Source organism: Gynurincola endophyticus, assembly GCF_003991195.1.
Lineage (GTDB): Bacteria > Bacteroidota > Bacteroidia > Chitinophagales > Chitinophagaceae > Gynurincola > Gynurincola endophyticus.
Window position 1 is genome coordinate 501,933 of record NZ_RCWL01000002.1, and the last position, 19,596, is coordinate 521,528.

General features: G+C 38.9%; 16 protein-coding genes. 7 read left to right on the plus strand and 9 right to left on the minus strand.

Translation table 11 applies throughout. The annotated features are described in order from the left end of the window. Window positions 1-104: 104 nt before the first annotated feature. The 3 genes from D9O48_RS06115 to D9O48_RS06125 all read right to left on the minus strand — a co-directional run bounded on the left by D9O48_RS06115 (window position 105) and on the right by D9O48_RS06125 (window position 3,293). Window positions 105-1,178: a fatty acid desaturase family protein gene (locus D9O48_RS06115; RefSeq protein WP_126971667.1), complete on the minus strand. Its 1,074-nt coding sequence runs from the start codon at window positions 1,176-1,178 to the stop codon at window positions 105-107. A gap of 181 nt (window positions 1,179-1,359) precedes the next feature. After that, on the minus strand, window positions 1,360-2,094 hold the full coding sequence (bshB1, locus tag D9O48_RS06120) for a bacillithiol biosynthesis deacetylase BshB1 (protein WP_126971669.1): 735 nt from the start codon (window positions 2,092-2,094) through the stop codon (window positions 1,360-1,362). Between the two features lie 62 nt (window positions 2,095-2,156). After that, window positions 2,157-3,293 carry a serine hydrolase domain-containing protein gene (locus tag D9O48_RS06125; RefSeq protein WP_126971672.1) on the minus strand — a complete coding sequence of 379 codons (1,137 nt, stop codon included), beginning with the start codon at window positions 3,291-3,293 and terminating at the stop codon, window positions 2,157-2,159. A gap of 206 nt (window positions 3,294-3,499) precedes the next feature. Here D9O48_RS06125 and lpdA point away from each other — a divergent pair, with 206 nt between their 5' ends. After that, window positions 3,500-4,903, plus strand: coding sequence for a dihydrolipoyl dehydrogenase (gene lpdA / locus D9O48_RS06130; protein ID WP_126971674.1), 1,404 nt, complete (start codon window positions 3,500-3,502; stop codon window positions 4,901-4,903). Between the two features lie 102 nt (window positions 4,904-5,005). Here the strand turns inward: lpdA and D9O48_RS06135 are convergent, their stop codons facing one another. Next, window positions 5,006-5,740, minus strand: a complete 735-nt coding sequence (locus tag D9O48_RS06135) for a DUF4197 domain-containing protein (RefSeq protein WP_126971676.1) — start codon at window positions 5,738-5,740, stop codon at window positions 5,006-5,008. A gap of 143 nt (window positions 5,741-5,883) precedes the next feature. Here D9O48_RS06135 and D9O48_RS06140 point away from each other — a divergent pair, with 143 nt between their 5' ends. Beyond that, entirely contained in the window at window positions 5,884-6,699 is an 816-nt protein-coding gene (locus D9O48_RS06140) for a glutaminyl-peptide cyclotransferase (RefSeq protein WP_126971678.1), read from the plus strand. On the opposite strand, the gene D9O48_RS06145 is transcribed toward D9O48_RS06140, so the two are convergent. From D9O48_RS06145 to D9O48_RS06160, 4 genes are all read right to left on the minus strand, one after another. After that, the gene (locus tag D9O48_RS06145; RefSeq protein WP_126971680.1) at window positions 6,696-7,601 is read right to left on the minus strand and encodes a class I SAM-dependent methyltransferase; all 906 of its coding nucleotides are present in this window, start codon (window positions 7,599-7,601) and stop codon (window positions 6,696-6,698) included. The genes D9O48_RS06140 and D9O48_RS06145 overlap by 4 nt on opposite strands. Before the next feature lie 34 nt (window positions 7,602-7,635). Next, window positions 7,636-8,307, minus strand: a complete 672-nt coding sequence (locus D9O48_RS06150) for a hypothetical protein (protein ID WP_126971682.1) — start codon at window positions 8,305-8,307, stop codon at window positions 7,636-7,638. Between the two features lie 68 nt (window positions 8,308-8,375). Further along, entirely contained in the window at window positions 8,376-10,013 is a 1,638-nt protein-coding gene (locus D9O48_RS06155) for a TonB-dependent receptor (RefSeq protein WP_126971684.1), read from the minus strand. 23 nt (window positions 10,014-10,036) lie between these two features. Continuing rightward, window positions 10,037-13,066, minus strand: coding sequence for a tetratricopeptide repeat protein (locus D9O48_RS06160; RefSeq protein WP_126971686.1), 3,030 nt, complete (start codon window positions 13,064-13,066; stop codon window positions 10,037-10,039). A 127-nt stretch (window positions 13,067-13,193) separates the two neighbouring features. Here D9O48_RS06160 and D9O48_RS06165 point away from each other — a divergent pair, with 127 nt between their 5' ends. Beyond that, on the plus strand, window positions 13,194-13,601 hold the full coding sequence (locus D9O48_RS06165) for a DoxX family protein (protein WP_233589191.1): 408 nt from the start codon (window positions 13,194-13,196) through the stop codon (window positions 13,599-13,601). Between the two features lie 4 nt (window positions 13,602-13,605). Then, window positions 13,606-14,031, plus strand: coding sequence for an acyl-CoA thioesterase (locus D9O48_RS06170; protein ID WP_126971688.1), 426 nt, complete (start codon window positions 13,606-13,608; stop codon window positions 14,029-14,031). A 149-nt stretch (window positions 14,032-14,180) separates the two neighbouring features. On the opposite strand, the gene dacB is transcribed toward D9O48_RS06170, so the two are convergent. After that, on the minus strand, window positions 14,181-15,584 hold the full coding sequence (gene dacB / locus D9O48_RS06175; protein ID WP_158624831.1) for a D-alanyl-D-alanine carboxypeptidase/D-alanyl-D-alanine endopeptidase: 1,404 nt from the start codon (window positions 15,582-15,584) through the stop codon (window positions 14,181-14,183). Between the two features lie 59 nt (window positions 15,585-15,643). Here dacB and D9O48_RS06180 point away from each other — a divergent pair, with 59 nt between their 5' ends. From D9O48_RS06180 to D9O48_RS06190, 3 genes are all read left to right on the plus strand, one after another. Beyond that, window positions 15,644-16,915 carry a CinA family nicotinamide mononucleotide deamidase-related protein gene (locus D9O48_RS06180; protein WP_126971692.1) on the plus strand — a complete coding sequence of 424 codons (1,272 nt, stop codon included), beginning with the start codon at window positions 15,644-15,646 and terminating at the stop codon, window positions 16,913-16,915. Window positions 16,916-17,073: 158 nt separating this feature from the next. Then, window positions 17,074-18,402 carry a dihydrolipoamide acetyltransferase family protein gene (locus D9O48_RS06185; protein WP_126971694.1) on the plus strand — a complete coding sequence of 443 codons (1,329 nt, stop codon included), beginning with the start codon at window positions 17,074-17,076 and terminating at the stop codon, window positions 18,400-18,402. A gap of 230 nt (window positions 18,403-18,632) precedes the next feature. Further along, window positions 18,633-19,535, plus strand: a complete 903-nt coding sequence (locus tag D9O48_RS06190) for a helix-turn-helix domain-containing protein (RefSeq protein ID WP_126971696.1) — start codon at window positions 18,633-18,635, stop codon at window positions 19,533-19,535. Window positions 19,536-19,596 lie beyond the last annotated feature (61 nt).

Consider the following 19,596-nt stretch of genomic DNA (forward strand, 5'->3'; position numbering starts at 1 on the left):
ATTTCTTAATTCCTTAATGGTAAAACCGATCCGTACGGGTATAAATATTCTATAGAAAAGCATATTTAACCCAACACGCTCAATTTTCAATTATTCATTCTCAATTATTTTGATCCCATTTCGCGCAGGAAATTAACGTGTGATGCCACCGCTAATCTAACTTTCGGATATTCTATATAAGTGATTCCGTATTCCTGGCAGGCCTGACGGATAATTTTGCTGATCTGGGGATAGTGGATATGCGATACTTTCGGAAAGAGATGGTGTTCAATCTGAAAGTTTAATCCTCCTACAAACCAACAAACTATTTTATTATCAGTTGCAAAGTTTGCAGTTGTTTTAATCTGGTGAATCGCCCACTCATCATCCAATCTGTTGGTTACTTCATTCGGAACAGGGAATGCTGTATGTTCAACCGTATGTGCCAGCTGGAATACAATACTCAGCACTAAACCTGCTACCAGTGAGAAAGTTAAGAAACTTACCAACCACATCTGCCAACCCATCATCATGATCGGAAGTACGATATACAAAAACAGATTGAATACTTTAAAGCCCCAGAAAATGGCATGATCAGAGAAATGCATTTTTTTCAACGGCATTTCACCAATGCTGTTCTTGAAATATTTTTGATAATCTGAATAAAAAATCCAGAAAATATAAAGTAATGAGTAAAGGAACCAGAAGTATATATGCTGGTATTTGTGCGCTTTATATTTAGGTTGAGAAGTAGACATTCTCATAAAAGGCTTGATATCGATGTCATCATCTACCCCATCCACATTGGTATACGCATGGTGAATTACATTATGTTTCATATTCCACATAAAGCTGCTTCCACCCAGTACATTCAACGTAAATGCTGCCAGTATGTTCACTGGTTTTGAATTACTGAAACTACCGTGCGCACCGTCGTGCATGATATTAAAACCGATAGCTGCAATGGTACATCCCATTACGACACTTTCAAGTACAACCCATGCCCAGTGTGAAGGAGTGAAAAATACCAGGTGAACGTATAATGCAACAAACGCAATCACTAAAATAATTGCTTTTGAATAAAGTTTTGAGTTTCCCGTCGGAGCTATGCCCTTCTCGTCAAAATACTTATTGATTCTTTTTTTAATCTCACCATGAAATGATGGATTTGGATTCGTGAACTTCGGAGTAGACTTCATCTGCTTATGTAATTAACAATTTTGGTAAAGATAAGTCGGTCTACCAAAAAAACTTTCCCCCACTTTTGTTTTTAATCCGGAACAATTAGCGAAATCAGTAAATTAGGTAATAAAACTTTCTAAGGTTAAAAATAAAATGAGAATTTTAATAAAAACATGACTTTCGTCGTATTTTACAATTTTATGTTTCAATGAGGATTAAATCATCCAGATTTCTGATCCCTATTTTCTTTTGCGACACAAATCCTTCCGCATATTTAACACCGATTTTTTTTCCGAAAACCCGGGCACGTGCTACTACGCTGTCCAAAAATTCAGGCGAAGAAATGTAAGTTTGCAGCCCTTCGTAGTTCTTTTCATTGTTAAACTGAGTGGTATATGCAAGGATAGATTCCATTTTTTTATCAATGCTGTCGGTAATATCCACCAATATATCCGGTTCATGATGCCAGTCTTGCAAATAGTGTAAAACCATTTTCGGCCTCCAACGGTTCTGCGGTTTCCCGTTTTCGTCATTTGTTTCAATTTTTACCAATCCGCTTAAAAAGCAGGCATCGGCAATCAGGCGGCCGGCTCTTCCGTGATCGGGATGGCGGTCGTCTAAAATATTCGCCAAAACGATTTCGGGTTGATACTTACGAATTACCTGAATCATCTGTAACTGATGAGCTTCGTCGTTTACAAAGAAACCGTCTCTCATTTTCAGGTTTTCACGTACAACAACGCCTAGTACATTTCCGGCGTTTGCGGCTTCCACCTTTCTGGTTTCTTTAGTGCCTCTTGTACCCAGTTCGCCCTGGGTCATGTCAACAATTCCTACTTTTTTGCCGTTTCTTACCTCGTTGATAATGGTTCCGGCACAGCCTAACTCAATATCGTCGGGGTGAACACCGATGGCTAGAATATCTAATTTCATATTTTTTCTGTCTTCTTCAGTACTTTCAAACTAACAAAATTCGGTTGAAAAGGTTGTAAAACTTACAAATTCATTCCCCATTGCACCAGTTCCTGTACGAGTTCGGGGGTATGATATCTGTAAATATCCCCCATCTTTTCGCCCAAACGCACGATCACCATATCTTTCTGCGGAATTACGATAATGAATTGACCCAGAATACCTCTGGCATAAAATACACCCGCAACTTTCGGGTAAATCCACCACTGATAGCCGTAGTAATCACAGTCAAGTTGTTCTTCATCAGGAATATAGCTGGGGCGGATAGATTCGAGGTAGTATTGTTCCGGAATGATTCGCTGTCCGTTCCAGACCCCGCTGTCGAGCATCAGTTGTCCGATCCGGGCAAAATCACGGGCATTGGTATTAAAGCAGCAATAAGCTTTTTCATGTCCGCCTACTTTATCAATACTCCAGAGCGCCGGATGTTGGGCGCCCAATGGATGCCATAGTTTTTCAGCAGCCAGGGCTGCCAGTGATTTACCGGTTACCTTAGTGAGAATGAAACCGAGTATCTGGGTATCACCCGATTTATAAATAAACTTAGTACCGGGTTTATCTACCATTTTCAACCTGCCGATTGTCTTTTCGAGATCCGTACCATAGTAGGCCTCAGTTGTTACAGACAGTGGATTTTTATATGATTCGTTCCAGTTGGTACCGGAGCTCATGGTTAACAGATCTTTGATGCGGACATTTGCTTTTTCACCTTCATTCCACTCGGGCAGATATTTACCGACAGGATCTAACACACTTTCAATCAAGCCGTCTTGTATAGCAGTTCCGATTAATATGCTGACAATACTTTTGGCTACAGAAAAAGATCCCGACCAGGAAGAGTCGCTATAACCTTTCCAGTACTGCTCGTACAGCAGGCTGTCTTTATGAATCACGACCAAACCCAGCGATTGCCATTTTTCGAGTTCCTGGCGAAGGCTATCCGGCAGCTGTGCTTTATTGTATGCTTCGCTCACAGGCCATTCCTGAGGATTGCCGGTGGTAACGGTATTGTTCTTGAAAATGGTATAATCATCCACATTGGCAAACCAGTAAGTGAGGGCAGTAAAGAGATAAGTTCTTCCGGAAAAGTATATTCCTCCTGCTATTGCAGCCAAAAAAATTAATACAACGATTAAAAACCTTTTAAAGAATTTACGCATACATTAAGAGTAGGTCAATAATAAAGGGAGAAAGATATAAAAAATTAACTAATTGGTAGTTATGTGAAGAAAGAAATCTTATAGTGCAAACTAATATTGGTTTTAGAACGTTATATAAGTTAATTTTATGGCTGTTTTGTTAATTTGGCTCTTTAGTCAAATTCAATTAGCTTCGCAAATCAATACAAATAAAATCGTAATCAGATATGGCATACGACGTAGTAGTGATCGGTAGCGGCCCCGGTGGATATGTGGCAGCGATCCGTGCATCACAATTAGGTTTAAAAACCGCAGTTATTGAAAAAGAAAGTTTAGGTGGTATCTGCTTAAACTGGGGATGTATTCCTACTAAAGCTTTATTGAAAAGTGCTTCTGTGTTTGAATATATTCAACACGCTAAAGACTTTGGTATCGAAGCATCAGGAACAGCTGATTTTGCTGCGATCATCAAACGTTCAAGAGGTGTTGCTGACAAAATGAGTAAAGGTGTTCAGTTTTTGATGAAGAAAAACAAAATCGACGTTGTTTTAGGTTTTGGTAAAATCAAATCAAAAGGTGTAGTTGAAGTAACAGGTGCAGACGGTAAAGTTCAGAACGTAGAAGGAAAACATATTATAATTGCTACCGGTGCCAGAAGCCGTGTATTACCAAACCTTCCTCAGGATGGGAAAAAAGTAATCGGATACCGTGAAGCTTTAACGTTACCTCAGCAACCTAAAACCATGATCGTAGTTGGTTCTGGTGCAATTGGTGTTGAGTTCGGTTATTTCTACAATGCTTTAGGAACCCAGGTTACTGTTGTTGAATATGCTCCAAGAATAGTTCCTGTTGAAGACGAAGATATTTCTAAAGAGTTTGAAAAAAGCTTGAAAAAGAAAGGTATCAATGTTTTAACCAGTGCAGAAGTTACGAAAGTTGATACTAGCGGAAACGGTGTGAAAGCAACTGTAAAAACCGCAGCAGGTGAGCAAATTTTAGAAGCAGACGTTGTATTAAGTGCTGCAGGTATCCAGGCGAATATCGAAGGTATTGGTTTAGAAGAAAACAATATCAAAACTGAAAAAGGTAAAATCGCTGTAGATAAATACTATCAAACAAATGTTCCGGGTGTTTATGCGATCGGTGACTGTGCTCCTGGTCAGGCATTGGCACACGTAGCTTCTAAAGAAGGTATTATCTGTATTGAAAATATCGCATATAACGAGAAGAAATACAATCACCAACCTGAAGCTTTAGACTACGGTAATGTACCGGGTTGTACTTATGCGTCTCCTGAAATTGCATCAGTAGGTTTCACAGAGAAACAAGCTAAAGAAGCCGGTTATGAAATCAAAGTAGGTAAATTCCCATTGAGTGCATCAGGTAAAGCATCAGCTGCGGGCCATACCGAAGGTTTCGTAAAAGTAATTTTTGATGCTAAATACGGCGAATGGTTAGGTACTCATATGATCGGTTACAATGTTACTGAAATCATTATCGAAACAGTCGTTGCCCGTAAATTAGAAACCACCCACCACGAAGTATTGAATTCAATTCACCCGCACCCGACCATCAGCGAAAGCGTGAAAGATGCGATCGAAGTTGCTTATGGTGAAGCGATTCACTTGTAATATATTATTTTAACCATTAAGAAATTAAGGAAGTTAAGAATACTTAACTTCCTTAATTTCTTAATGGTTCATAAAAAATGCGTAGCCGCTCTCCCCTCTCCACTAAATTGAAGCTTGCGCTTCTTTACTTCCGAATACTTTCTTCAGAATCTCAGTTGTTCTTGCCACCGGATTTTCACGAATTTTTGCTTCTTCCTCTGCTACCTGTAAAAAAATACCCTGCAGTGCTCTTTCTGTTACATAGGCAGATAAATCAGTATTGATTTTATTTGCGGAAAACTGATTATAAGTAGAAGTAAGTTGTGTCCAGTATTTAGTAGCATTTACTTTATCTAACGAATTGGCAATAACCGGCTTAAAGCTCGATGTAAGTTGCGCGGATGTTTTTGCTTTTAAATAATCGGTTGCTGCGGTTTTACCCCCTTTCAAAATGCCCAGTGCATCTGTAATACTCATAGAAGTAATAGCATTTTTAAAGATCGGGGCAGCTTGCTTAGCAGCATCTTCTGCAGCTCTGTTTAAAGAAGTTACTGCGTCATCTACCACAGACCCCAGTCCGAGATTGCGCAAAGTATTTTCCACTTTTACTACTTCTTCCGGTAATAAGATTTTCACAGCAGCATTTTTGAGAAATCCGTCTACATTACTCAAACGAGCGGTAGATTGATCTGTACCTACCTTTAAAGCTTCTTTCAAGCCATTTACAATTTCATTGGTGCTAAGCCCCCCTGAAACAGATCCCGGCGGTGTCGATACCTGTTGAAGAATCTGATGCGCATTTTCACAGCTGACGAATAAACAGGCGGTGAGCGATAAAGCGATAAACTGTCTTTTCATAGTATTGTGTATGAATTTAGTTCTGAAGTATTTTATACAAAATTATGCAGGATTCTGCTATTTAACTATTAAACGTTAAAATATGATATATTTTATAATACAGGCTATCTTTTACAACTGGTAAATTGTATTTTTGAAGAGATATGAAAAAGGTTTTTTACTCACTTATTGTATGCTCTACGGTATTGATTGCCTGTAACAATGGCAACAACACCCAAAGCGTGGTGGATACCAAAGCGAATAATGCTCAATGGATCAACTATCAGGTAATTAATAAATTACCACATGATGCTACTTATTTCACCGAAGGATTTGAATTTTATAATGGTCAGTTACTGGAAAGTTCAGGTGGCGATGCGTCCCATTCACCTTATCCTTCAGGAATGGGTATTGTTGATCCGGCAACCGGAAAAGTACAGGAGAAAATTACCCTGGACCGCACCAAACATTTCGGGGAAGGTATTACCGTATTCAATGACCGTTTATTCTTCGTTACCTGGAGGTCTAAAAAAGGATTTATCTACGACGCCAAAACGTTCAAATTAACAGACGAGTTCAACCTGCCAAGTAATGAAGGTTGGGGGCTTACCCACGATACAGCTTCTGTTATCATGAGCGACGGCAGCAGTGCTTTATATTTTATCGATCCGGTTACGTATCAAACCAAATATACATTAAGTGTATATGACCATAACGGACCGGTGGCCAACCTGAATGAGCTGGAATATGTAAACGGATATATTTACGCTAATCAATGGACGACTAACTATATTCTAAAAATAGACGCACAAGAAGGCAAAGTAGTGGGTCGATTAGATTTAAGTGTATTGGCAAAAGAAGTATTATCAGTTAAACCGGACGCGTCTGAAATGAATGGTATTGCTTACCATCCTACCAAACAAACATTCTATGTAACCGGTAAATTATGGCCTTTTACTTATGAAATCAAGATAGATTAGTCTTTCTGAATCACATAAATCAACGAGCTGCATTTTTTGATATTAAAGAAAGCTTTGAAGTTTGATTGCATTCCTATTAATCCGGCTTTAAACAAAGACTTTTTACCTGTCAGATATTGCTCACTTAATAAACTTACATAAGTACTATCAAACCACATTGGTAGTACTTTTTTTATTTTCATACCGTGTGCACTCATGAGTGTATTCATACTTCTCGGAGAAAAATGATATAAGTGACGGGGTACATCATACGCAGCCCAGTGCTGCTGGTAATGTGCAGCATCATATGATGTATAGTTCGGTACAGCGATAAATAAAACTCCCTGTGGTGTTAATAATGATTTTAACTGCGCTATAGTTGTTTGTAATTCATGTACATGTTCCAGCACATGCCAAAGCGTAATGGCATCAAAGGTTTGTGGTGGGATGCGGAACAGATTTTCGCTCGGATGCAGTTGAATTTTGTAAGCTTCATAAGCATTTTCGCGGGCGGCTTCACTCGGTTCGAGAGCGGTTAACTGCCAGCCTTTTTCCTGCATATGATGGGCAAAACTTCCGGCACCGGCACCATAATCCAATAAACTTCCGACTGTTCTTCCGGTGTGATTAACAATGATTCTTTCTTTCGCATTCAGGGTAATTTTCCGTACAGAATGATAGATACGATTGACGAGCCCCGACCTGGTATTAGAGTGTGAGATGTAATCATTCGACTGGTAATATCTACCGATTTCAGTAGCAACCGGGGCGTCTTGTGTAAAACGGACGGTACATTGATTACAATGTATTATTTCAAAATATTCTTTTGAGATACTTTCGTCTTTTACTTTAAAAACCTGTTTAAGATCTTTACTATTACATACAGGACATGCTGTTCTAAAAATCTTTGTAGATAGTTCCATACTTTAAAAGGGAAACCCTCTTACGAGGGTTTTATTATTTAAGTTTTACCGGCATTGCTGAACCCAGACCAAATCCGCTGGCCCCATTGCCATAAAAGTAAAAGAATATGATAGAGAGGGCTATTGCACCAAGAATGATTGCATAAACCCACCAGTTATCCGTTTTGGGGCTACCGAACAATTCTTCAGGATACTCAAATTCGTTTGTGGTATCGCTGGTGGTTTCATCCTGCATTGCATCTTCAACCTCAGCTACACCGGTAATTACCACAGGTTGCGGTTGAACTTCGGGTATGGGTACCGGTTCCCATTCGTGATGGCGTTTTGCTTCCACTGTTTTGAATGCAGTGTGTTGAACTCTTTCGGCTTCAAAAACAACTTCACCGCTATCGTCTTTATGCAGGGTACCAATTCCCTTCCAGGTTACGGAAGCAGTTCTTAACTGGCTTCTTACTTCGTATGCCCATTCGTTGTACCATTTGATCGCTTCAAAATCAGCCATTCCCAAATGTTTAGCGATATAGGTAAAGAATTCTTTATCAGGCTGATCAAAATACTGATCAAACCGAAAGTGATAACCCGGAGGTAAGATTCTTTTGTTAACAAAATCATTCTGCGCCGGAGTACGCTCAACATAAATGGTTCCCAAACCCGGGATACATAAACTTTTATGTTGCAATAAATAACTAATCAGCGTTTCCTTCATGCTTACTCTGTTTTCAGTGCGAAAAAACAGTTTTTTGATGGTTTAAAAAAGGATTTGTTCAGAAATTTCTATTTCTTTTGGTTGAAATAGATCACCACACCGCCTAAAATATTAAAACCATAGGTATTATATTGATTCCAACGTTGATATTCCTGATTAAACAGGTTGTTGGCTCTGAACCATGCTTCGATATTTTTAGTCAGTTTGTAACTCGCTCCAAATCCTAAATCCATCACTGCATCGCCTTTAAAGTCGTCGTTTGCTTTGAGGTAACGAGGGCCATCCCAGGCATTCAGGTCAAGATTCAACATCAGGTCTTTTACCGGCTGCCAGCCTAATCCCAGATTGAATTGTAACGGAATCATTCCCCAGGCTCTTTTGTTATCTTCAAGTCCCCTGAAGTTATTCCATTCTACGCCGGCTTTGATATTTGCTCTTTCTCCTACTGTGTAACCTAATTCAGATTTAATCTGAATAACATTCATTTTGGGTTCGTAACGGGTTAAGAATGTTTTACCATCCAGTCCGTCATTCACGAATAATGGCGTATTTCTATAAGTATGTACTCCTCCTTTGGCAGAAAACGTCAGGTGGTCGCCTACAGATCCTTTTACACCAATGAATCTTTCGATAATGCTTTGGTTCAATAATGAATCAGGACGGTTAATCCATTGGTTCATCGTAGAGAAACGTTGGTAAGATCCTTTATTATAATAACCAATCCATCCCAGTTGAACCGTAAATCTTTGTGAAGCGGTAGTAATATCAGCTGTAATATTCGGCATGAATTTCAGCTCTTTATTATCCCATGATGGTAAAACCCCGGCTTTAATAAAAACCGATTCCGATTTATACAACGCATTTAATCCGATTTGATACAAAGACAGGTTCTGATCTTTATTGATTAATCCGGTAGGATTTTTATAGGTGGTATAATCAGCTAACAAGCTGGCCTGTATTCCAAATTCATCGTTAAAATATTTTTCTACCGGCGCATAGAATACCAGATTGGTTTCTTTAGCTGAAGTAGCCGGATAATCAGAGAAGGTAGAAACTTTGATTGAAGGCTGGTAATTAAACCCGGTAGCTGTCTGCTGCAGGTTTCTTAAAGACAATTGTCCTTCAATCGTCTGAAACAACTGCTTCACATCCTCCTTGGTATACATGTTATACAGGTTCTGATCATATCCATAGTAGTTAAACTGATGACGTTTGTATCCTACCGATCCCATCCATTCCATATTATTCTGGTTGCGGTAAGTTCCGATTGCCTGTACATCTGTCTGGTGATGTTGCTGGTATTTAATATCACCTTTTGAACTGATATGTTCAGCTAATATATTCAGGTGGGCATTTTCACCATTTCCAAAACTGAGTCCGGCCTTTGCATAAGGCAGGTGTACATTACCGACGCCTACTTTTACAAAAGAAGTATTTTCCCAGGAACTGCCTCCGGCATTACTGAAAGCCAATGGATTTAAAATGGCTGTTTGATAATTGAACGCCAATTGTTGAGCAGGGATATTATAAGTTAACCTTGGTTTACTTGTATCTTTTGTAGGAGGTTGAGCGTTGAATGAAATTTTAGACGCTTCACGCATAACAGGCTTAAAAGAAGAAGTAATCTCCAGTTCTTTTCCTGTTTGTGCCGAAGCTGTATTCAGAACACCTACCATAAATACAGCACTCCAAAATATATATTGCATTTTTTTCATTGTATACAGCTTAATTATTGCGAAACTTTAGAAGCAGAACGTTCTGCATTTTTAACCTCTTCCAATTTTTGTTGAGCGATTGCTTTCAAGCTTTCAATAGAAGTATTTTCAACAACACTTTCGAAAGTTGCTTTTGCATTGAAATAATCCTTTTCAGCAAAATAGATATCTCCTAAAAGGAGGTATGATTTTACTACCCAGTCTTCATAAGAACCGGATTTATCAATTACTTCGAGCGCTGCTTCTTCAGCTTCGGTCAACTTGTTTTGCTTAAACAAAATCTCAGCAATTGCATAGCGTGCTTCTGCACCATAAGCCGCCTTACTCAGACCGGCTACTTGTTTATATTGCTGAATTGCTTTTGCGTAATCATTACTTAAGTGATATGATTTTGCAATAGCCATATTGGCGATGATTTTATCATCAGAACCGATTCCTTTTTGTTTTAAAAGATGGTTAGCGGTTTCTAAAGCCTGATCAAATTTCTCTAACTGATACTGTGTTCTTACTAATCCTCTGTAGGCTTCTAACTGATGTTCTTGTGTAGTAGCATACTGAGTAAGTTTATGAAAATATCCTTCTGCTTTTTCGATGTTCTTTAAGTCAAAATAGTGCAGGCGTGCAGAACGTAATAATGCGGTTTCTGCATATTTGTGTGGCACTATTTCAGATAACTGATCATAATAAACGGCAGCTTTTTCCCAATTTTTCTGGTTATCATATATCTGTGCTGTAAAGTACAATGCATCCAGCTGATATTGTCCGTTCGGGAACTTCGTTAAATACTCATTGAGCTTAGCTAATGCACCACTCTGATTATTCCTGTTCAGTAACGATTCAATTTCATCATATATTAAAGATTCTTCCTGCGAAGCGGAAACATCTTTACCTAATGAGCGGGCTAAAGCAACATATTCATTTGATTTACCCTGTTCTATGTAAATAGCTTTTAATCCTTCCAAGGCAGAGTTAGCTTCTACCGAATTCGGACTGGTTTTTAACAATGTATTGAACTGTTGTACCGCCAGGTCAGTCTGATCAAGGTTATAATAAGCAATACCTAATTTTAACTGAGCTTTTGATTTCAGAGAAGGGTTATCGCTTTCTACTATTTTTTTCAGATAAGGAACAGCTAACTGATATTGCTGGTTAGCAAGATAAGAGTCAGCCGCTTCCATGTTGGCATCTAAAGCAAGACTTGAATTGGGGTATTGCTGATTAAAGCTGTTTAATAATTTTATTTTTTCAGAAGGGCTGTTTACTCCGGCGATCATAGCACGTTGAAAACTTGCATAGTCGCTGGCACCCCAACCATAATTGATCACATTTTCATACATTGTTTTTGCAGTAGCGTATTGCTTACTCATATAGTAACAATCGGCTGCGCGAACGTAAGCATCCTGTTCTACCGGCGTTGCCGTACGCGAAGCATTTCTTACTACCTGCTGAAACTGTTGTAATGCTGAATTATACTCTTCTTTTTTCAGATATGCATATCCAGCTGTGTAAAAAGCATTTTTAGAGCTGGCTTCTCCTTGTGCAACGGCACCTCTTTGTTGATATAAATTAAAATAGCGGATCGCTTCATCCGGCCTGTTTAACCGGTAAGCTAATTCTCCTTTCCAGTAATACACCAGTGAAATAATGCTGGCATTTTGAGGATGTTGTTCCGCTTTGGTTAATAAATCGTAGGCACCCACCAGCATTCCATCATTGATTAACTCCGTGGCTCTGCCATATTGGATACGTGGTGTTAACCTTTGTGCATTTACTGAAGGGTTACTTAATGATTCCAAAACAGCCAATGCATCCCTGTAGTTATTGGTATTGGCCAGTACTGAAATTAATAATTCTTTAGCTTCGTTTGAGTAAGTAGAATTCGGAAACTCCGCTGTAAATTTCTGAAGCTCATTTAAAGCTATGTCCTGATAGCCTAACTCATAAGAGAGTTTAGCATAATTAAACATTGAGATTTCGCGCTGTTCCTGATTACTGCTGTTTACCGAACAAAACAGAAACGCATTTCTGGCGTTCGGTTTGTCATTTAATTTCAGATAAGCATCTCCTAAAAGATACATTGCGTGTTGTGCCAATGAATCTTCTTTGCCACTGATTTGTTTAAACCCGCTGATAGCATTATTCCATTGCTTTTGTTGATAGTAACAATAACTGAGCTCATAAATATCAGCTCTGGTTACCTTATCAACGGAGTTTACATATTTTTCCAGATGAGGTAATGCTTTATCGAAATCTCTTTGTTCAAAATAAGCATGTCCCAGAATCTGGTGTAATTCGTTTTTGTGTTCTACCTGTGCTTTTTTCAGTCCTGCTTCTGCCACCTGTACAGCACGGTCTTTTCGTCCCTGCAGATAATGAATTGATGCCAGATAATAAGGTACTACTTTACCATATTCTTCATGGGTTTCCACTACGTTGAAGGCAGACAAAGCGTTTGCCCATTTCTTTTGCGAATAATTAATAAACCCATAATAGTAATTGGCATCGAAGTAATGCGGGTCACTTGAAATCTGGCGAATGTCATCGAATAAAGGTGCAGCTGCATTAAAGTTCTTATTTACAAAATAAGAATACCCTTTATTGAATTTCATTTTGGCTATTTCAGTATTGGAAAGGTTACTAATATTAGCCAGTTCATAATGTTGAAGAGCTAATGCATAATTTTCCTGGCGGAAATAAAACTCAGCCAGGTGAAAATGCATCATTTGTACTCTGGCAGCATTATCCTCTACATCTATAAATTCTGAGGCTCTTGAAATAGCTGCACTTTCGTTTTGCTTTAAAGCACAAACGATCGTGTAATATTTCAGCTCCTGATAATTAAAAGGTTGGTTTACCCGGTCTTTATCTCTGAGGTCAGCCGACAACTGCTTCAGAATGGGATAAGCCAAACTATATTGTTCTTTTTGAAAATAAGTTACTGCCTCGCGCATTGCCCTGTTAGGGTCAGTAAAATAGTAGGTTTCTTGTGAAAACCCTGCATAACTCGTTCCGAGTAGCGCTAAAACAAAGGTTATTTTTTTCATCCAAAGGAATTTTTCAAGAATGCTTATTGAAATGACCAAACATCATTCCAAAGATCTCCGAATAAAGATAACCCAAACAATGATTATATTCATTTCCGAAATCTTAAATTTGTACAAATTTGTATCTATGTCAAAAATCATGTCGACCTCTTACTCTAACGCAGCATTTAATACAGCCAGTTTTTTATTAAGAGTTACTATGGGCTTATTAATGATTCCGCATGGTTACAGCAAACTGATCAGGTTCGAGTCTTTACAGCATAAGTTTATGAATTTTTTAGGACTTGGATCAACGCTTACCCTCTGTTTGGTCATTTTCGCAGAACTAATTTGTTCAGCGTTATTGATTTTAGGACTGGTAACCCGCTTTGCTGTTATTCCTTTAATTATTGCCATGTGTGTGGCACTGTTCATTTCTCATCGTGGCGACTTTTTCGGTGAAGGCGAAAAAGCAGCTTTATTCTTAGCGGGTTATATCACAATATTATTAATCGGACCTGGCCAGGCCAGTGTAGATGCGCTTGTAAAAAGATAAAAGAATGTTTGTAGCAAGTACACCAATCAGAGTCAGATATGCCGACACCGATCAGATGGGAGTCGTTTATCACTCAAATTATATAGATTATTTCGAAGCCGGCAGAACGGAAGCTATTCGCGATTTAGGCTTTACTTATCGTGATATGGAAGCCATGGGAATTATAATGCCAGTAGTGGAAGTTAACTGTAAATACTTACGTCCTGCAAAATACGACGACCTGGTTACTGTTAAAACCACTCTGACCGAACTACCGAAAGATCATAAAATTACTTTCATTCAGGAAATCTTTAATGAAGAAAACAAACTGTTGGTAACCGGTACTGTTAAGCTATATTTCATGGAGGCAAAAACCATGCAACGCTCAAAAATGCCGGAACAGTTATATAACAAATTAAAGGAATATTTCGCCGATATTACATCAGTTTAAAAAATTCTATACCTAATTATTTGATTTTTATCAATTAGGATGTAAATTTGTTTTACCCATTTTTAAATCCACTATTTAAAACCGATTTATCCAGGCCTTGGAAACTTCCGAGTCCTACGAAAAACATCCTTCAGGATGTTTTTCTTTTTTTACTTAAGTAAGTCCAGTATTTTATACATTTCCTGCACCATACTATTCGCAGTACCATTATAGTTATAAGCAATAATGGCGATATTGTATTCTTTGCCGGCTTTTGACCGGTGTACACCAGCAAAAGCTTTCACCCCTGCAATCGTTCCGCTCTTCAACTTCATGTTATTGTATAAAGGGAACCCTTCAAGATAAGATGTATACCAACTTTGTTTGCGGGCATATTGCAAAACTTTCACTAACGCTTCGGCTGTAATTCTGTTTTCAGGAGATAATCCGCTACCGTCCACCATCTTTAACTGGTGTCGGGCAATACCTTTTCCTTCCCAGAATGCCTTCAGTTTATTCAACCCGCTTTTCAACGATGCCTGCTCTCCAGCCTGCGCATCTATTGATTTTATCATTACTTCACCGTATAAATTGATACTTTTTCTTAAAAACCAATAACTGATTTTCTCCAGTTCGGGCGATTCAACAGTATAAAACTCTTTCCATCCTGTTTTATTGAGTGAATAGGTTTGTAAAGGATATGTTTGAACTGGGTGCATTAATTCAATTCCATTGGCAGCCATCGACAGTTCTAATGTTTGTGCGAATACCTGCGCCGGATAGGGCATCGAACCGCTAATGGTAAAAGAACTTCCTGCCGGTACTGTTCCTACAGCAAAACCCTGCGTTGCGTAGGGAGTTACATATATATATGCCTGGTCGCCCGAACCGGCTGCACCGGTAGTGATATTATTTTTAAAGTTATTGAGCAACAAAGACGGCGTTGTATTTAATACAGCAGTAGAATCACCTGTCTTTTTACCGGGTGTCAGCTGAAGGTCGTACTGATTTTCATTCCAGTTCAAACTCCACGATCCGGCACCATAGTAATTTCCCATATCATTGTAAGTATAACCACCGGGTAAAGACTGATAATCAAAAATAGTTTCATGAATATGTACTTTACCTTCTACTACATGAATGCCTTCCTGGAGAAATACCTGAATAATGTTTTTAATCACAGTGTCTTTGTGCGTTTGTGTCCATCTCCAGCTACCAAAAGTGGGGTCACCTCCGGCAACAATATGCATATCCCCCTTCAGTACTTTATTGGCTACTGAACCTGTATAATAAAATGTCGTTTTATACCTGAAATCCTTTCCCAGCAAATCATAAGCCGTTGCAGCAGTAATAATTTTTTGGGTGGAAGCAGCCGGTAAACCAATTGTAGAATGATTTCTATAAACCCATTCACCGGTTTGAGCATCCTGAACAGCAACTGACAAAATGCCGCCTTGCAAAACAGCCTTCTTTTCCAACGCAGCAACAGATTCTTTCAATTTTGCCGCTACAGTCTGAGCACTCAGCTGATGCACCCCGAATACCAATAATAACAGGCATATCTTTTTTATCATCTTTTTCATTTGATTTATTAAATTTAGTTGTTTCTTGCATATTGCCTAAATATTTCACAATGAAAGAACATTTCGCAACTATAATTACTATCGGAGATGAGCTGTTGATCGGACAAGTGATCGATACCAATAGTGCATGGTTAGCTCAAAAACTAAACCATATCGGTTTTTGGGTAAAGCAAAGATGGTCAATCGGTGATGATGCTTCTGCCATTGTAAGTGCTTTAGACGCTGCGCTGGCATCTAGTTCGATGGTCATTATTACCGGCGGACTCGGCCCCACCAATGATGATATTACTAAAAAAGTATTAACCGGCTACTTTGATGGCCAGCTGCAGTTCAACGAAGCAGTACTGGAACATGTGACGGCTTTATTGTCGAAAGTAAAAGTGAGTCCTTTGTTAGAAAGAAACCGTCAGCAGGCAATGCTTCCTTCTACTGCAAAAGTATTATGGAATGCAGTGGGTACAGCTCCGGGCATGTTGTTCGAAAAAAATGGAAAGCTGGTCTTTTCTCTTCCCGGAGTTCCTCATGAAATGAAATACGTGATGGAAAACTCCGGAATCGGTATTATTCAGGAACATTATTCCCTGCCTTCTATCCAGCATAAAACACTATTAACGGCAGGTATCGGTGAATCAACCCTTGCAGAGCATATTCAGGACTGGGAAAATCAACTTCCGGCTAACATAAAGCTTGCTTATTTACCCAATAACGGAATGGTTCGTTTACGGATAACCGGTATAGACAAACAAAGTCATACATTATCAGTACAATTACAGGAGCAGTTTGAAAAGCTGAAGGTTCTTGTATCGGAATGGCTAATTACCGACGAAGACAAAACGCTTAACCTCGTATTGGGGGAGTTACTGAATGATACTTCGTGCACGGTAGGTTCTGTAGAAAGTTGTACCGGCGGGTATCTGGCTCATCTCATTACTTCCCTATCCGGTTCGAGCAAATCTTATCTCGGTTCGATAGTAAGTTATGCAAATGATGTGAAAGAGAACCTGGTGCACGTAAAGCATGAAACAATAGAGCAGTTCGGCGCAGTAAGTGAAGAAACAATTAAAGAAATGGTAAAAGGCGGACTTGAACAATTGGGCGTGAATTATGTAATAGCAACTTCAGGTATAATGGGCCCGTTGGGTGGATCGGAAGCCAAGCCGGTTGGTACCGTTTGGTTGGGTGTAGGTACGAAAGAAAAAATAGAGACCAAGCTAATAAAAGCGCGGTGGGATCGTTTAAAAAACATTGAATTCACAGCTCAGCAGGCTTTGCTTTTCTTAATAAAATTTATCAAGGCAAACCCAAAAGCGAACGATTGTTAGTAAAATTTGTACATTTGCAACATCGATTAGCTTGCCAGAGTATCTAATAGTCTCATATATAATGCATTCTGCATCAATACGACTACCAATGCCTGGTTTTTTAGTTCACAGTATGTGAGTTATTTAGTAATTTTGTCATTTAAAATTAAAATTCATTTATGGCTGTAGTTGACCTGGTTATGCCAAAGATGGGCGAAAGTATTATGGAAGCAACCATCTTAAAATGGCATAAAAACCCTGGCGATCCTGTGAAGATGGATGAGACGGTGTTAGAAATAGCAACAGATAAAGTAGACAGTGAAGTTCCGTCAACGGCTGAAGGGATTATCGATGAAATTTTATTTGAAGCAGATGCAGTAGTTCCTGTAGGTGCTGTAATAGCACGTATAAAAACTGATGCTACCGCATCAGCAGTGGATCAACCTGCCCCCGCTACTCCGGCTGCCGCTCCGACAACCAACGTACAAGTTGTTGAAACAGCTACAGCAGCTCCTGCAAAAGTTGAAAATTCCGGCACAAAAAATAATTTCTACTCTCCATTAGTACTGAAAATTGCTTCTGAAGAAGGTATCAGTATGAGTGAACTGGAAAATATTCCTGGTTCAGGAAATGAAGGCAGAGTAACTAAAAAAGATATTTTACAATACGTTGAAGCAAAGAGAAACGGGCAAACAACCGCGAAACCTGCAGCTCAACCCGCTACTCAGGCAGTACAGGCAACACCTTTGAGTCAGCCTGTAGCTACTACAACGTCTTCTCCTGCACAATATTCAGGTGGAAATGTAGAAATCATCGAAATGGACCGTATGCGTCGTCTGATTGCCGATCACATGGTGAAAAGTAAGCATACCAGCCCGCACGTTACCAGCTTCACCGAAGCGGATGTTACCAATCTGGTATTGTGGAGAGAGAAAGTAAAAAACGAATTTGCAAAGAGAGAAAATGAAAAAATCACTTTCACACCGCTCTTTGTAGAAGCCATTGTCAGATGTATTAAAAAATATCCGTTCATCAACAGTAGTATTGATGGCAATAATATCATCGTAAAAAAAGATATTAATATTGGTATGGCTACGGCCCTTCCTTCAGGTAACTTAATTGTTCCGGTCATTAAAAATGCCGATCAGTTGAACCTGGTAGGTTTAACGAAAAAAGTAAACGGATTAGCGAATGATGCCCGAAACGGTAAACTTCGTCCGGATGACACGCAGGGAGGAACCTTTACACTAACCAATGTAGGAACTTTCGGAAGTTTAATGGGCACACCCATCATTAACCAGCCACAGGTAGCAATCCTGGCAGTAGGAGCTATTAAAAAACGCCCGGTAGTGATTGAAACCGAACAGGGTGATTCGATTGCAATCAGACATATGATGTATCTCTCTATGTCATATGACCATAGAATTGTAGACGGTGCATTAGGAGCAACTTTCCTCACCGCAGTAGCGAAAGAGCTCGAAAACTTCGATCCGAACAGAGAGTTTTAGTTTTTATCCGGCAAAAACATATTGACGAATACCAAAAGAGCAGTTGTAACGATCGTTACAACTGCTCTTTTATTAGATACTGGCAGTAAGATTATTCAAATGTTTATATTTTATGTAAAATACCCACTTCCGTTAATTCCTCCCTGAAGTATGTCAGCAATTATCTTGCTATATTTATGTTGGCTTTATTTATGAAGAATTCAAAATTTGTAACTTCTGTACACTAACCTATGAAGGTAAAATTTTACGACTCCGATCCACTCCTGAATGATCATGTATTAATGTTTGCATATGCTGAATTATCAGCAGAGGAATTATCTAAAACAAAGTTCCTTCCTGATAATGCCACATCATTAACCTTATTCTTAAATACCGACCCAACCGTCACAGATTACTTTACTGGTAATACAATCAATTACCGTATTACTTTTTCGGGGCAACACTCCGTTTCTGTTCTTTATACTCCCCGTGAAAACATCAGAATTATCAATGTAGATTTTTTACCCTGGGGTGCCTATTCTGTTTTCGGCAAAGAACAATCAGCTTTACACAATGTTACTTCAGATGCCACGGAGCTTTTTCCTGGTTTAAAAAAGTTACTTCCTGATCTTGAAGCTCATTTAAACGATGCTGAATATTGTGTTCGGGTTTTAGAAACCTTTTTACTTTCCGAACTTCAAAAACGCACAAAACATACAGATGAAAGGATTATTTATAGCTGTAACGAAATAATCAGGAATAATGGAAAAATACCAATAACAGAACTCTGCAGAAAAGCAGGAATATCGCAGTCAGGATTAAGAAATTATTTCTCAGAAATGATAGGCGTTACTCCAAAATTATTCGGACGAATTACCCGTTTTACTGCTGTACAGAAATTTTTGGGAGAAAATCCTAATGTTGGCTGGAGTGATATTGTACATCAATTTGACTATTTCGATCAAAACCATTTTATCAGAGAATTTAAACAATTTACCGGAGCCATTCCGAAAAACAGAAGACAATGGGAAGCACTGTTTGACCCGCTAAAAAAAGCCGTAGAAGATGGTTTTGCTGCTGATCCTGAACAGATGAAACGCTATCGGGATGCCTCGCTCTATCAGATTTTACACTACACCCCGCAAAATACCTGATACCGCAACTTTGATTTGCCCCGATAAAATCGCTTTTTGTGATTTTATGCTATTTTTTGCC